This window comes from Vibrio sp. A8-1, assembly GCF_013048685.1.
Lineage (GTDB): Bacteria > Pseudomonadota > Gammaproteobacteria > Enterobacterales > Vibrionaceae > Vibrio > Vibrio metschnikovii.
In genome coordinates, this window is the sequence record NZ_VHTC01000018.1 from 67212 (window position 1) to 81974 (window position 14763).

Below are 14763 nucleotides of genomic sequence, written 5' to 3' on the forward strand. Positions count from 1 at the left end.
ATTCAGATAACGTTTGATGTCACTGCTGCTGATATTAAAAAAAGCTTAATTGAACGAAAGGTTCTGGCGGTTTTAAGGTGACATTGAGTCCCAGTAAGCGTATTCCTCGCCCTTTTTGACGCTGAAGGACATCAGCTAATAGCGATTTAAAATCATTGCGCTCTAGCTGAGTTTGTCCATGCTCAATCGTCGTGAGTTGAAAATCAGCAAACTTAACCTTAATGCCTTGCTTGATGATTCCTCGTTGCGGGCAAGAACGGTTTAGTCGTCGCTCAAGCTCAGGAAATAGAGTTTGCTCAATGAGTTGCCAACATTGTTCGTAAGTTTGAATATTTTCACTCAAGGTACGCTCAACCCCGACAGACTTTCTTTCACGCTCAACAACTATCGGCCGCTCATCAATGCCATGACTTTTTTTCCACAGTGAAGCTCCCAAGCGCCCAAAGCTAACCAACAGTTGTCGATAGTCGCTATTTTTTATGTCTTCACAGACATAAAATCCAGCTTGATGCAGTTTCTCTAAACTCACCTTACCAACACCTGGGATTTTACCTAAAGGTAAACCATCAATAACGCCTTGTACTTGTTCAGGTGTTATTACGCACAGTCCATTTGGTTTATTGATATCAGAGGCAATTTTGGCGAGAAACTTAAGTGGTGCAACGCCGGCAGAGGCCGTCAACTGGAGTTCATTCCAGATATCACGTCGAATCGCTTCAGCAATTAATGTGGCGCTGCCATAATAAGTCTGAGCATCACTGACATCTAAAAACGCCTCATCTAATGACAGGGGCTCTATAATCGCAGTATAACGCTGAAAAATCTGTTGGATATGTTGCGAGATAGTTTTATAGACCGACATTCTACCCGGCACCACCAATAAGTGGGGGCATAGTTTGATCGCCTGAGCCGTTGGCATCGCAGAATGAATACCAAAACGTCGCGCTTCATAATTACATGTACTGATCACACCGCGCTGTTTCTCATTCCCTCCGACCGCTAATGGTCGATCTCGATAGGTAGGATTATCACGCATTTCTACGGCAGCGAAAAAACAGTCCATATCAATATGAATAATTTTACGAATCGATTCACCCATCACGCATCACGAACAAAACTGTATGTATGAACAGTATAGGTATTTCGTTATGAAATGCATATAAAAAAACACCTCGCCCAGATGGCGAGGTGTTGATTACTTGATTGAGAAAAGCGTTAATGGCTTTACCCTTCCTCCTTGAAGCGGCAGCGGTGTTGGTTGCGTTCGTACACCCCAATCATATAGTCTGCCTATACTCATGGCGATTTACTCACTTGCCGCCTACCTGCAACTCCAAGTTGTTTGGGTATATTCATCGCACATAAAAAGATTAAGCAATTCGGTCTTTTTCCCATGCTGCTAACCGTTCAGCACGAGCTGCGGCACGTGCTTCTCGTTTTTTACGAGCATCACAAGGTTCAGGGCAATTACAAACCTTTTCAATACCAACCGCACCAAGACCGCCACAACTGCCTTTCACGACTTTCTTTTGAAAAATATAGCCTACTGCCATTGCAGCAATCACTGCCATAAAGACAGCAAATGTTATAAAAAAAGTACTCATCGTAACTGACTCACTCTTTATTTTGACCGATTAAGATAAGGCTGAAATGCACTAGAAACCACCTCTCTAAAGCCATCATCTGTTTTAATAATCATAAATACGGGGATTTGATTTAACTCAGCCACCGCCATCGCCTTTTCTTCACCTAGCACCATAAGCCCCGTTGAAAGACCATCAGCGGTCATGCTCGATTTATCCAGAACCGTGACTGAAACCACTTTATTATCGATTGGATAACCCGTTTGTGGATTAATAATGTGTGAATAACGCATACCATCGCGTTCAAAATAATTCCGATAATCACCAGAAGTGGCAATAGCCATATTACCGGGTTCAATTATCTCTTGAACTGAGCGCTCTTGTACAGACGGTTTTTCAATCGCAATTCGCCAAGGAATGCCTTGAGCATTAAGGCCCTTAAGGCGCATTTCTCCGCCAACTTCAACCATGTAATTCTCAATCCCTTGCGATTCGATAAAGTCGGCAACAACATCAACTCCCCAACCTTTGGCGATGGTTGACAAATCAACGTATAAATCAGGGATAGCTTTACTTAAAAAATGCCCAGAAATGGATAAATGTTCTATGCCTGTTTTGGCTTTTCGTGCGGCTAACTCTTGCTCACTAGGTACTGTATCTCGGCGCGCTTCGGGACCAAAGCCCCATAAATTAACCAAAGGCCCGACCGTCACATCTAATGATCCCAAGGTGAGCGCATTCAGTCGAATTGCCTCTTTCACAACCGTTGCCGTTTGCTCTGAGACCTGAAAAGGCTCGCTACTTTGATGTTGATTAAAGCGACTGAGTTCAGAATCTTCACGGTACGTTGACATCTGGTCATTGACTTGCTCTAACAAACGATCGATCTCTGTTTGTAAATGAGATGAGTCAGGAATGCCTGCTTGTTGAGTGTACTTTATATTGTAGGTCGTCCCCATCGTTGGCCCATTTAAATGGACCAATTCAACTGATTTTTCACATCCAGCCATAAAAATTAGCGATGCGAATGCAACAAGCCATTTCTTCACTTATTAATACCTCATTAGATCATGAACTCATAGGTGTGTTTTATCCCTTACCACTTTCAGCCATAGTAGTGGCAACATTCGTTCATTCTCATCCGTTATCTTTACGTATCGAAATTCACTTACCTGTCGCCTAACGACAACTTAACGTCGTTTGAGTGTATGGCAATCAACAGACCTATTTTCTCACGTTATACTCTCGGCAGAAAAATAATGGCTGACTCATCTGAGCCAGCCATCGGTTTTGCGATAATTAGCGATTAACCGCCAAAATCATCCAGTAGAATATTCTCATCTTCTACACCGAGATCTTTCAACATGCCGATAACCGCAGCATTCATCATCGGTGGCCCACACATGTAGTATTCACAATCTTCTGGCGCATCGTGATCGCGCAGATAATTTTCATACAATACATTATGGATAAAGCCAGTATAGCCATCCCAGTTGTCTTCAGGCATCGGATCAGATAATGCACAATGCCAAACGAAATTCGGATTTTCTGCTGCCAGACCATCAAAATCTTCAACGTAGAACATTTCACGTTTAGAACGCGCACCGTACCAGAAAGACATCTTACGTTTTGATTTCAAACGCTTAAGCTGGTCGAAAATATGCGAACGCATTGGAGCCATGCCAGCACCACCACCGATAAACACCATTTCTGCATCAGTATCTTTAGCGAAGAACTCACCAAACGGACCAGAAATAGTACATTTATCACCAGCTTTCAGTGACCAAATATACGAGGACATTTGACCTGGTGGCACATCAGGATTATTTGGCGGCGGCGTTGCAATACGCACGTTAAGCATAATAATCCCAAACTCTTCAGGATAGTTAGCCATTGAGTAAGCGCGAATGATATCTTCATCAACCTTCGACTCGTAGCGGAACAAGTTAAACTTGTCCCAGTCACCACGATACTCTTCTGGAACATCAAAATCAGAGTATTTAATGTGATGTGCTGGTGCTTCAATCTGAATATAGCCACCAGCTCTGAATGGTACTGACTCACCATCCGGAATCTGTAGCTTGAGCTCTTTAATGAAGGTTGCTTTGTTATCATTAGAGATAACTTCACATTCCCAACGTTTCACCCCAAAAATCTCTTCTGGAAGCTCAATATCCATATCGGTTTTCACTGCGACCTGACAAGCAAGACGCTCGCCTTCTCGGGCTTCACCTTTACTGATATGATCAAGCTCGGTAGGCAGAATATCACCACCGCCCGATTTGATTTTTACTCGGCACTGTCCACAAGAACCACCGCCACCACAAGCTGAAGAAACAAAAATTCCTGAACCCGCTAAGGCACTGAGTAACTTGCCACCTGGCTGAGTTAAGATGGCCTTATCTGGCTCACCATTAATTGAGATGGTAATGTCACCTGAAGGTACCAGCTTGGACTTAGCGAATAAAATCACTAATACCAACGCTAGAACGATAATGGTAAACATCACGACACCAAGGATAATACTTAGCATTGACTATTCCTTTATTGTTGCGGCCTACCCGACTTACAGTTGAACACCAGAGAAAGACATAAAGCCTAACGCCATCAAACCTACCGTGATAAACGTGATACCTAAACCACGTAATCCTGGAGGAACGTCTGAATATTTCATTTTCTCGCGAATGCCCGCAAGCGCAACAATCGCCAACATCCAACCGACACCAGAACCAAAGCCATAAACAATCGACTCAGTGAAGTTGTAATCGCGTTGCACCATAAAAGACACACCACCAAAGATGGCACAGTTCACCGTAATTAAGGGTAAGAAAATGCCTAGCGCGTTGTATAGTGGCGGGAAGAATCGGTCCAACACCATTTCTAAAATCTGAACTAAGGCAGCAATTACCCCAATAAAGGTGATGAAATTCAAAAAGCTCAGGTCTACTCCGTCGACTAACGCGCTGTCTTTCAACACCAAGTTATAGAGTAAATTGTTCACCGGCACGGCAATGGTTAGAACCACAATAACCGCGACACCTAAGCCAAAAGAGGTTTTTACTTTCTTAGATACCGCCAAGAAAGTACACATCCCTAAGAAAAACGATAGCGCTAAGTTCTCGATAAAGATCGAACGAACAAGCAAACTAATATAATGTTCCATTGCAGTTTTACTCCTTCGCTTCGACTTGTGCTGGTTTCACCGTACGGATAGCCCAAATCAAGAAACCGATTAAGAAGAAGGCCGATGGCGCGAGCAGCATCATACCATTGGGCTGATACCATCCGCCGTTACTTACCAGTGGCAAGACTTCTAAACCAAACAGTTGACCAGAGCCAAGTAGTTCGCGGAAAAAAGCAACCGTGATCAGGACAAAACCATAACCTAGCCCATTGCCGATACCGTCAATCAATGAGGGTAAGGGCGCTGATTTCATCGCAAACGCTTCGGCGCGTCCCATAACGATACAGTTAGTAATGATCAAGCCAACGAATACCGATAGTTGTTTAGAAATATCGTATAAGAAAGCTTTTAAGAACTGGTCAACCACGATAACCAACGAAGCGATAATCGCCATTTGCACGATAATCCGCACACTATTAGGAATGTGATTACGAATAATAGAAACAAACAAGTTAGAAAATGCAGTTACAAAGATAACCGCAAGTGTCATAACAAAAGCAGTTTCTAGCTTAGTTGTTACCGCTAATGCAGAACACACACCAAGCACTTGTAGTGCAATTGGGTTGTTGTCCAACACTGGCGCTAACAAGCTTTTTTTCATTTCTTTTGCGTTAGCCATTAGTTCAGGCCTCCGTCACGAACTTTTGCAAGGAATGGACCAAAGCCCATGTCACCCAACCAGAAGTCAAACGTATGTTGTACACCATTAGCCGTCAGTGTCGCTCCAGACAGTCCATCAACACCGTGAATAGATCCTTCAGGCGCACCACCTTTGTAGACGCGAAGCGCTGGACGATGATTTTCATCAAACAATTGCTTACCTACAAATTGTTGACGCCATCTTGGGTTTTCTACTTCACCACCAAGCCCAGGCGTTTCACCCTGCTCGTAGTAAGTAATGCCCGCAACAGTATTACCATCCATTTCTACAGCAACAAAAGCGTACATCATCGACCATAAGCCGTTACCGTGCATCGGTAAAATAACTTTGGAGTACCCTTCATCGCCTTTGACTAAATAGACAACACCAAGATTAGAGCGACGTAGGATTTTAGCTGGGTCTTGATCGGCTGGTAGACGAATAGACTCACTAGGATTACGCGACGCTGCTCGCTGGTCAAAGTTTGCCGCATCTCCCTCAACAAAATTACCGGTACTAAAATCGACCAAACGAGGCACGATATTGGAGCGGAACTGTGCTTGAATTTCTTGCGGATTACGAGCTTCTAAGCCCGCCACCGAGACAATATTACTTTGCATATCAAGCAAAGCATTATTGGTTTGGCGGTCTTTTAAAATGATCGCTGAAGCAGAAACCACAATCGAGCATACTAGGCTCAATGCGATAACAACCAACAGCGTTTTTTTAATGCTATCGTTATTACTTGCCATAGCGGGCTTCTCTCCGTTTGATATTTCTCTCTACAACCAAATTGTCGAACAGAGGCGCAAACAAGTTTGCAAACAGGATAGCCAACATCATCCCTTCAGGATACGCTGGGTTAACCACACGAATGAGGACACACATAGCACCAATTAAGATACCATATGCCCACTTACCGTTATTGGTAAACGCGGCGGAGACAGGATCAGTCGCCATGAAAATCATACCGAATGCAAATCCGCCCAACACTAAATGCCAATGCCAAGGCATACTAAATAGAGGGTTAGTATCAGAGCCGATCACATTAAATAAGGTTGCTAACGCCACCATACCAATCATAACGCCGGCAATAATACGCCATGAGGCTATACCCATATAGACGATAAATATACCGCCTAATATCAGCGCCAGTGTAGATACTTCACCAATCGAGCCTGGAATATTACCAATGAAGGCATCCATCCAAGTGATCGTCTCACCGGTTACCGTATGTACAAGACTGCCTGAACCACCTTGCGCCCACTGGCTAAGTGCAGTTGCACCTGAGTAACCATCAGCAGCCGTCCATACTGTATCCCCTGAAATTTGTGCTGGATAAGCAAAAAACAGGAAAGCACGACCAGCCAACGCAGGGTTTAGGAAGTTACGTCCAGTACCACCGAAAATTTCTTTCGCAACCACAACACCAAAGGTAATACCTAATGCCGCTTGCCAAAGTGGTAACGTGGGTGGAACAATCAGAGCAAACAGAATTGAAGTAACAAAGAAACCCTCATTCACTTCATGTTTGCGTACCATACAGAACAATACTTCCCAGAAACCACCAACAATAAAGACGGTTGCATAAATTGGTAGGAAGTAAGTTGCCCCGAGCAACATTTTGGAGCCCCAGCCTGCCTCAGCAGAAATGGTACCACCCAGCATTTCGGTCAACCAGTAGTGCCAGTTACCTGCGATTGCTGCTGCTAAATCCAGCTGACCAGATGCAGACATGTGCAATAAAGCAGAAATGGCTTGGCCGCCTGCGTTGTACATTCCCCAGAAAGTAGCAGGGAATACCGCAAACCAAACCATGATCATGATGCGTTTTAAATCAACGCTATCACGCACGTGTGAGCTTTTTTTCGTCACTAGGCCCGGTGTATAAAACAACGTTGCAGCAGCTTCATACAAAGCAAACCACTTCTCATGTTTTCCACCTGGCTCAAAATGAGGCTCGATGTCTTCAAGAAACTTTTTAAGGCCCATGAAAATTACCCTTCCTTCTCAATCTTGTCGAGGCACTCGCGCAGCAAGGCGCCATATTCATACTTGCCTGGACATACAAAGGTGCACAGCGCGAGATCTTCTTCGTCTAACTCAAGAGCCCCTAAACGCTGAGCGTTATCGGTATCACCCGCACACAAATCGCGCAGTAGCAATGTTGGTTCCATATCGAGCGGCATGACTTTTTCATAGTTGCCAATAGGAACCATTGCTCTATCACTACCATTGGTGGTAGTAGTCATATTAAACAACTGACCTTTAAAGAAATGACCTAAGAATGCTCGTGTCACAGAGAAGCGGTTTTTACCCGGCATCGCCCAACCAAACAGTTCTTTTTCTCGGCCTTCACGCAATACGGAGACTTGCTTATGATAACGACCAAGGTAAGCATGGGGACCAGAAGCCTTTGTACCAGACAATACGGAGCCTGATATTACTCGTACATCGCCTTGCATTAATTCACTATGAGTTAGCTCATCCAAACTTGCGCCCATTACGGTACGTAGCAAACGTGGATTATTCACCACTGGACCCGCCAATGAAATCACTCGTTCATTGTACAGTTCACCGGTTAAAAACAGCTTACCAATAGCAATTACGTCTTGATAATCGATGTTCCATGCCACATTTTGCGCATTAACAGGAGACAAGAAATGCATGTGCGTCCCGACTAAGCCAGCTGGATGTGGGCCATCAAAAACATGCTCATGCACATTCTGTTGAGCTGAACGAGGCAAGCTTACGTTCGATTTACAAACATAGACTTTATCTTCAGTGAGTACTGAAAGCACGTCTAGACCTGCAGTGAACGCCTCTGGCTGCTCATTAATGATGACACTTGGCTCTGCGGCTAATGGATTGGTATCCATGGCCGTAACGAAGATCGCTTTAGTGTGAGAATTAATGGCTGGTACCTTGCTGAACGGACGAGTTCGTAGGGCTGTCCACAATCCAGAGTCGACAAGTTGAGAGGTCACCGCTGCGCGGTCTAAACTCGCTAACTGGCTCGCGTCAAATTTATTGAAGGTGATTTGCTCATCGCCCATCTTTTCAATCACAACGGACTGAAGGACTCGCTTAGCACCACGATTAACTTCAACAACTTTGCCACAAACAGGAGAAGTAAAAACGACACCTGGGTTCTTCTTATCTTCAAAAAGAACTTGTGCTTTTTTCACTTCATCACCCACGCGAACATGCATCGTTGGACGCATACTCACGTACTCTTCGCCAAGCAAGGCGACTTTGGTGATGGCTTTGCCATCATGAATCACCTGGGAAGGAGCTCCAGCAATGGGAAGGTCCAAACCCTTTTTTATTGTAATCATACGCACTTGCACTACTTTTTTATTGGGAAAAAGATTCTTTCATTGCGTAAAATCGAGAACGAGACAGGCTAATTGACTTACATGCCAGTCAACACGATCTAACGCTCTCTAGACACGACATTGATAGTGTCCGTTTTTGGCTATTGTCAATGCCAAAACCGCAACATCCTTCTTAAAATCCGATTACCAGTCTGTAATGAGATTTGTCAGGTGCAATAGTTTAGCATCTTTTAGGAACTGGATGCCATGACCAATCCCCGCTTCATTCGCTTTATTTATCAAGAAATAGCCAGCAAGGAATGATAAATAATCATAAATATGACCTATCGCACAGTTAACCTTAGTCAGTTAACTTACGAGCAGAATTATTTGATTATTGGTAGGGAAAATGCACCACCATGGTCTGCTTAACAATACAATACGCAAAGGCTGATAACGGCGATCACTCACTTATTTAAGTTCATTTTTAGAACCACCCATACACATAGGGCTATCAGGAGCCTCACCTTGCAATTGGTTCCATTCTTGAGGCGTGTAAGTATGAATAGCCAATGCATGGATAGAGTGAGCAAGCTCATCTTTTAACACTTGATTAACTTGTCGATGACGAGTAATTAAGCGCTGTTCGACAAAAGTGTCGCTAACAATAATGACTTTAAAGTGGCTTTCTGAACCGGCAGGGACATTATGCATATAGCTTTCATTCAGCACTTGTAAATGCTCTGGTTGAAAAGCCTGCTGTAATTTCATTTCGATGGTTTCTTGAAGCATGATGAGTCCTCAACGACACAATGTCTCATTTATATGATGCTGCGATTCTACTCTTGCTTAATGAGAAGGAAAAGGTTTTGGTTTCTTGTTCCCTCTCCATTTGAGACAATGTTGTTGCCTTTCTTTAATCGATAGTTAACGAACAAGATGAAAACAGAATTAACCTTGGATAACCGAACTTTAACGCTTCATCGATTTCCCATTCGCAGTAATGAAACATTACAAGCTTGGGATGCGGGTGATGAGTATTTGATCTCTCATCTTAAGACGCTCAATCTACAACCTAATCGGCATATTCTTGTTCTGAATGATCATTTCGGTGCACTAAGCTGCTATTTGTCTTTCGAACATCAAATCACTATGTTGAGTGATTCATTTATTGCCCAACAAGCTACGATAGCGAATTTACAAGCCAATGGTTGTCCCGCTATTCATCTCGATAATACGATGGCATCGATCCCGGATAGCATCGACCTTGTATTGATGCAAATTCCTCGTAATAACCGTCATTTAATTTGGCAATTGAGCCAATTAAGAGCCTCTTTACCCGCTCATTGCCCTGTAATAGCCGTCAATAAAGCAAAAGAAATCCATACCTCTACATTACAACTTTTTGAACAATATTTAGGCCAAACACAGACTTCTTTGGCGTGGAAAAAACATCGTCTCGTCTTTTCTCAGCCCGATGTTCAGCCCCTTCCCTCGATAGAAGAAAGTATTTGCTGGAGCATTGATGATAAAACGATTGAATTAACTAATCTGCCTAATGTCTACTCTGCTGAACGTTTGGATCAAGGCGCGCGTTTACTCTTAGATTATTTACCTCAAGATGACACCTTAGAGAGTATTATTGATTTAGGATGCGGCAACGGCGTTTTATCGGTCAAACTCGGGCAACTGAACCCACAAGCCAAAATAATCTCTGTTGATGAAAGCTTTATGGCGGTGGAGTCAGCGAAACGAAATCTTGAGAAAAATTTATCATCACAGCATCGTTTTGAATGTTTGACAAATAATTGTTTAGATGGCTTTCCCGATCACAGCACAATGTTTATCGTTTGCAATCCACCGTTCCATCAGCAACAAGCCATCACTGATCATATTGCATGGCAGATGTTTTGTGATGCTAAGCGTGTTCTTTCTAAACAGGGCAAGTTGTTAGTGATTGGTAACCGTCACCTCGGTTACGATATCAAGTTAAAGCGACTATTTGGTAATACGCAGGTGAAAACTATCGCTAGTAACGCAAAATTTGTTATCTTACAGGCTATTAAGTCATAAGTATTACCGTTCACTACAGCAAAGGATTTGATCATGAAGAAATTGGTTATCGCCGCCTCAATTGCACTCTTAACCGCTTGTGCCGCACCAAAGCAAGAGCAAATTAACTTTATGCCTCAAGCAGTATTAAGTAGCAGCAATATTGTTAACAATGTCAGCTTTACCTTAGTCAGCAAAGATGTTCGTTCTGCGCAGTATGTAGCATTAGTCGACAGTGGACGTAATCATATTGAGCCAGTGCATGCAAAACAGAATCTACGTATTACCTTAGAAAATACTTTAGCTGAACAGTTTGCTTCGCAAGGTTTCCGTTTAACGGTGAATAGTGAAAACAATTTGGCGTTAGAGATTCAAGAGGCGTTAGTTACTGTCAAACACTCAATTACCTCGCATGAAATGAACGCCAGTGTCACTCTTGAGTTAACCGCCGAAACACCTAAAGGTAAGCTAGTAAAAAGTTATCATGGTACAGCGAAGCGAAGCGCTGCTTTAAGTGCATCAAATCAAGATATTGAAAGAGTATTCAATGATGTTGTTAATTTAGTACTGAAAGAAATTGCCAACGATAGCGAGTTGCAAAGCTATATGAAGGATCGTTTCAATGGTTAAAAAAATAGCCGCCACAATTCTAACGATGTTCAGCATTACTGTATGGGCAGAACCACAGGTTAAATTTGAGACCTCTATCGGTGATTTCATCGTAGAGCTTGATTCACAATTAGCACCAATTACCAGTGAAAATTTTTTACATTATGTGCAAGATGGTAGTTATATCGGTAGTCAATTCCATCGAGTAATCCCTGGGTTCATGGCTCAGGGTGGAGGCTTTGACGCCAAATTAGAACCATTAAAAACCCACCCACCGATTATCAATGAAGCTCGTAATGGGCTACGCAATGATACGGCAACAATTGCCATGGCAAGAACCGCTAACCCAAATTCTGCCACACGACAATTTTTTATTAACCTTGCTGATAATCAATTTTTAAATCCCACCCAACGTCAAGAAGGCTATGCCGTTTTTGGTAAAGTGATCAGTGGCTTTGAAACTATCCAAATGATGGCCAAGCAACCAACTCGAACGATAGGCCATCTGAATGATGTCCCTGTAACCCCAATCGTCATTACCAATGTGACAGTTATTGTTGATTAATTTCTTCCCCCTAACTTAAAGTTAGGGGGAACTCTGTAAGGATAAGGCTCATGCCGAGCGGAACTCAATATCTTACTTGGTCACAAACCATTAAAAGTTATCTTGATCGTCGTCTTTTATGGGTATTTCTACTTGGTTGCTCAAGTGGCTTCCCTTGGGTATTGATCGGTTCAAACATGTCTGGATGGCTTAAAGATGCAGGCTTATCTCTAGCCGCTATCGGATACTTTGGTAGCGTATTTTCCGTCTATGCCATTAATTTTCTTTGGGCACCTTTAGTCGATCGAGTAAAAATCCCATTCTTATATAAAAGACTAGGACAAAGACGAAGCTGGATATTGTTTTGCCAACTTCTGGTTTTTATTTTTACGTTGCTGATCGCAGGGGTTAATCCGGCGACCAATCTTATTTTAACATCAATGTTTGCTCTGGCGATCGCTACCGCATCAGCGACACAAGATATTGCCATTGATGCTTTTCGCATTGACACCTTTCCTAAATCAGAACAATCAAAGTTGCCTCAAGCTTCAGCAATGGCGGTGATTGGATGGTGGACTGGATATTCTCTACCCGGATACTTTGCTTTTATTAATGCCGATAGTGTGGGTTGGAACCAAGTCTATTACGGAATGGCGGCAATCGTATTATTGTTAATGCTGTTCACCTTATTTGTCGGCGAACCAACGTCTCATCGAGATCGATTGCAACAACAAGCTGAGTTACGACACGGTGAAGTCATTCAATCTAAAGCCGCGACATGGCTCACCGTGACATTATTTGAACCCTTCATTGATTTTTTCCGCCAAAATGGAACTCGAGTGGCGATCACTCTATTACTGTTTGTCTTTCTGTTCAAAATTGGAGAAGCATTTCTGGGCAGGATGTCGATTGCTTTTTATAAAGATATCGGATTCACCAATGAACAAATCGGATACTACTCTAAGTTGATTGGTTGGGGATTAACTATGCTATTTACGTTTGTCGGTAGCATGTTCAACGTAAGATTTGGCATTATTAAAGGATTAATGATCGGCGGAATAGCGATGTCGGCAAGTAATCTTATGTTCTCTTGGATTGCTGAAGTCGGCCCGAATGAACATCTTCTGCTCGCTACAATTGTTGTTGATAACTTTACTACCGCTTTTTCTACTGTAGCTTTCGTTTCTTTCTTAACGGTAATGACAGGGCAAGCTTTTTCCGCTACTCAATATGCTTTACTAGCATCACTAGGCAACTTTGGCCGTACAACGCTTGCTTCATTTAGCGGTCAAGTTGCTGATTATCTTGATAATTGGTCACTATTTTTCGTATTAACTGCAGTTATGGTCGTACCCAGTCTACTCATGCTGTACTCATTACGTCATTATTTTAACAACATGCTCAACACGGCAAGAAAGCATCAATTATCAGAACTTGATTCACTCGATCGCTCAGAGAAACAAAGCAAGTGATAAAATTGGCTCCCTTAGAATATAAGCTTCTAGAGGGAGCAATTAGCGATGTGTTTTACAATAGCGCAGTAATGAGTGACATTGTGGCGATCACTTTTTAGCCAACCCCTTGCAATGAAAATAGTCCTGCATATAAGGCCTCGATTCCTGAGCTAATTTATTACAAGTTTGCTCAGACCAACCTTGCTGCTTACTATTGCTTGAACGAGTTTGATAGTAATCAAGCATAATTTGATCGTACTGTTTAACACGCCCAACCTCTAAAGGCTGATAAGCATTTTCATGTACGATCACTTCTGGACTTAATCTTGGCTTTAATTGCGGGTGTTGATCCGGATGACCTAAACACAAGCCAAAAAGCACTGCACAATAAGGGGGTAATTCTAATAATTGATCAACCTCATAAGGCGAATTTCTTAATCCCCCGATGTAAACACCACCTAATTGCAACGATTCTGCTGCTAGCAAACAATTTTGTGCCATAATGCCCGCATCAATAGCCCCGATCAGGGTCAGCTCCATAAATTCTAGATGCACGTTATTATCAAGCGTGTAATGACGTTGATAATCAATACAAAATACTAAAAATTCGGCGGCGCTAGCGACATAAGGTTGGTTACCCGCAAGTTCAGCCAATTTAAGGCGCTTCTCTTGCTCAGTAATGCGTATAATGGATACCGCTTGCAATAAACTCGAAGAAGAGGCAGCGATACCCGATGCAATAATGGCATCCAACTGTATTTTACTGATTGGTTGATCTTTAAAAGCACGGATAGAACGATGTGAGGTAATGGTATCAATAACTTGATTCATGAACGTCTCTTAATAATGCTGAGCATTATCATAATAGTGATTCGGTTTTAATGCGGTAAATATCACTGCAACGTCAACTTGGCTACTCAAGACTTGACGCACTTGATCGGTAATTACCGATGCGACTTGGTCTTGAACATTTTGTCCTCTATCAAACCAGAGCACTTCAACGAAAGGATAAGCCTGACTGACAGCCCCATCAAAGAAGAAAGTACTGTAGATATATTCAAAGGTGAAGTCCTCGCGAGGAGCATTGATTAGAGGCTGTAACTCGTTAATTAATGTCGCTGACAAAGCTTGGACTGTTTGCGGTTCTAATGCTCGAAATCGAATATGTGGCATACTTTACTCCTTTTGTTGTCATTTATCATAACAGCTTATAAATTGAACTTCGATAGACTACCAATCATTTACCACTGTTAAAAAAAAATATCCTCCGGCATAGCCGGAGGTTTTTCATATGCGCCTATAAGGCTTTCTTACAAGCAGCGCCCTAACAGGCGCATCACGATCTGACATTTGCATATGACGATTACTTACGGCCCGTAA

16 protein-coding genes are annotated in these 14763 nt (G+C 42.7%); 4 read left to right on the forward strand and 12 right to left on the reverse strand.

The genetic code is table 11. The annotated features are described in order from the left end of the window. Window positions 1-34: 34 nt before the first annotated feature. From dinB to bolA, 10 genes are all read right to left on the reverse strand, one after another. Window positions 35-1099, reverse strand: a complete 1065-nt coding sequence (gene dinB / locus FKN93_RS11165; protein WP_154170317.1) for a DNA polymerase IV — start codon at window positions 1097-1099, stop codon at window positions 35-37. 271 nt (window positions 1100-1370) lie between these two features. Then, complete coding sequence (nqrM, locus tag FKN93_RS11170; protein ID WP_040904064.1) at window positions 1371-1604, reverse strand: (Na+)-NQR maturation NqrM; 234 nt, start codon at window positions 1602-1604, stop codon at window positions 1371-1373. Between the two features lie 17 nt (window positions 1605-1621). Then, complete coding sequence (locus tag FKN93_RS11175) at window positions 1622-2632, reverse strand: FAD:protein FMN transferase (RefSeq protein WP_154170315.1); 1011 nt, start codon at window positions 2630-2632, stop codon at window positions 1622-1624. A 257-nt stretch (window positions 2633-2889) separates the two neighbouring features. Further along, complete coding sequence (gene nqrF, locus FKN93_RS11180) at window positions 2890-4116, reverse strand: NADH:ubiquinone reductase (Na(+)-transporting) subunit F (RefSeq protein WP_004394630.1); 1227 nt, start codon at window positions 4114-4116, stop codon at window positions 2890-2892. A gap of 33 nt (window positions 4117-4149) precedes the next feature. Continuing rightward, window positions 4150-4746, reverse strand: a complete 597-nt coding sequence (gene nqrE, locus FKN93_RS11185; RefSeq protein ID WP_004394628.1) for an NADH:ubiquinone reductase (Na(+)-transporting) subunit E — start codon at window positions 4744-4746, stop codon at window positions 4150-4152. Window positions 4747-4753: 7 nt separating this feature from the next. Then, window positions 4754-5386: an NADH:ubiquinone reductase (Na(+)-transporting) subunit D gene (locus FKN93_RS11190; protein WP_004394626.1), complete on the reverse strand. Its 633-nt coding sequence runs from the start codon at window positions 5384-5386 to the stop codon at window positions 4754-4756. Beyond that, window positions 5386-6159, reverse strand: a complete 774-nt coding sequence (locus FKN93_RS11195; RefSeq protein ID WP_004394624.1) for a Na(+)-translocating NADH-quinone reductase subunit C — start codon at window positions 6157-6159, stop codon at window positions 5386-5388. The genes FKN93_RS11190 and FKN93_RS11195 overlap by 1 nt, the downstream gene beginning before the upstream one ends. Continuing rightward, complete coding sequence (locus FKN93_RS11200) at window positions 6149-7399, reverse strand: NADH:ubiquinone reductase (Na(+)-transporting) subunit B (protein ID WP_004394623.1); 1251 nt, start codon at window positions 7397-7399, stop codon at window positions 6149-6151. The genes FKN93_RS11195 and FKN93_RS11200 overlap by 11 nt, the downstream gene beginning before the upstream one ends. A 5-nt stretch (window positions 7400-7404) precedes the next feature. After that, complete coding sequence (locus FKN93_RS11205; RefSeq protein ID WP_170905119.1) at window positions 7405-8745, reverse strand: Na(+)-translocating NADH-quinone reductase subunit A; 1341 nt, start codon at window positions 8743-8745, stop codon at window positions 7405-7407. A 450-nt stretch (window positions 8746-9195) separates the two neighbouring features. Further along, entirely contained in the window at window positions 9196-9516 is a 321-nt protein-coding gene (gene bolA, locus FKN93_RS11210) for a transcriptional regulator BolA (RefSeq protein WP_004394620.1), read from the reverse strand. A gap of 147 nt (window positions 9517-9663) precedes the next feature. Here bolA and FKN93_RS11215 point away from each other — a divergent pair, with 147 nt between their 5' ends. The 4 genes from FKN93_RS11215 to FKN93_RS11230 are packed head-to-tail and all read left to right on the forward strand — an operon-like array spanning window position 9664 to window position 13401. Next, entirely contained in the window at window positions 9664-10797 is a 1134-nt protein-coding gene (locus FKN93_RS11215; protein ID WP_170905120.1) for a methyltransferase, read from the forward strand. Between the two features lie 33 nt (window positions 10798-10830). Continuing rightward, window positions 10831-11406: a YajG family lipoprotein gene (locus tag FKN93_RS11220; protein WP_161426620.1), complete on the forward strand. Its 576-nt coding sequence runs from the start codon at window positions 10831-10833 to the stop codon at window positions 11404-11406. Further along, window positions 11399-11950: a peptidylprolyl isomerase gene (locus FKN93_RS11225; protein WP_161438342.1), complete on the forward strand. Its 552-nt coding sequence runs from the start codon at window positions 11399-11401 to the stop codon at window positions 11948-11950. The genes FKN93_RS11220 and FKN93_RS11225 overlap by 8 nt, the downstream gene beginning before the upstream one ends. A gap of 50 nt (window positions 11951-12000) precedes the next feature. Then, complete coding sequence (locus FKN93_RS11230) at window positions 12001-13401, forward strand: MFS transporter (protein WP_154170303.1); 1401 nt, start codon at window positions 12001-12003, stop codon at window positions 13399-13401. A 90-nt stretch (window positions 13402-13491) separates the two neighbouring features. Here FKN93_RS11230 and nfsA read toward each other — a convergent pair whose 3' ends face one another. Together nfsA and FKN93_RS11240 are read right to left on the reverse strand one after the other, a co-directional pair. After that, on the reverse strand, window positions 13492-14214 hold the full coding sequence (gene nfsA / locus FKN93_RS11235) for an oxygen-insensitive NADPH nitroreductase (protein ID WP_170905121.1): 723 nt from the start codon (window positions 14212-14214) through the stop codon (window positions 13492-13494). Window positions 14215-14223: 9 nt separating this feature from the next. Beyond that, window positions 14224-14556 carry a DUF1904 domain-containing protein gene (locus FKN93_RS11240; protein WP_154170301.1) on the reverse strand — a complete coding sequence of 111 codons (333 nt, stop codon included), beginning with the start codon at window positions 14554-14556 and terminating at the stop codon, window positions 14224-14226. Window positions 14557-14763: the final 207 nt, after the last annotated feature.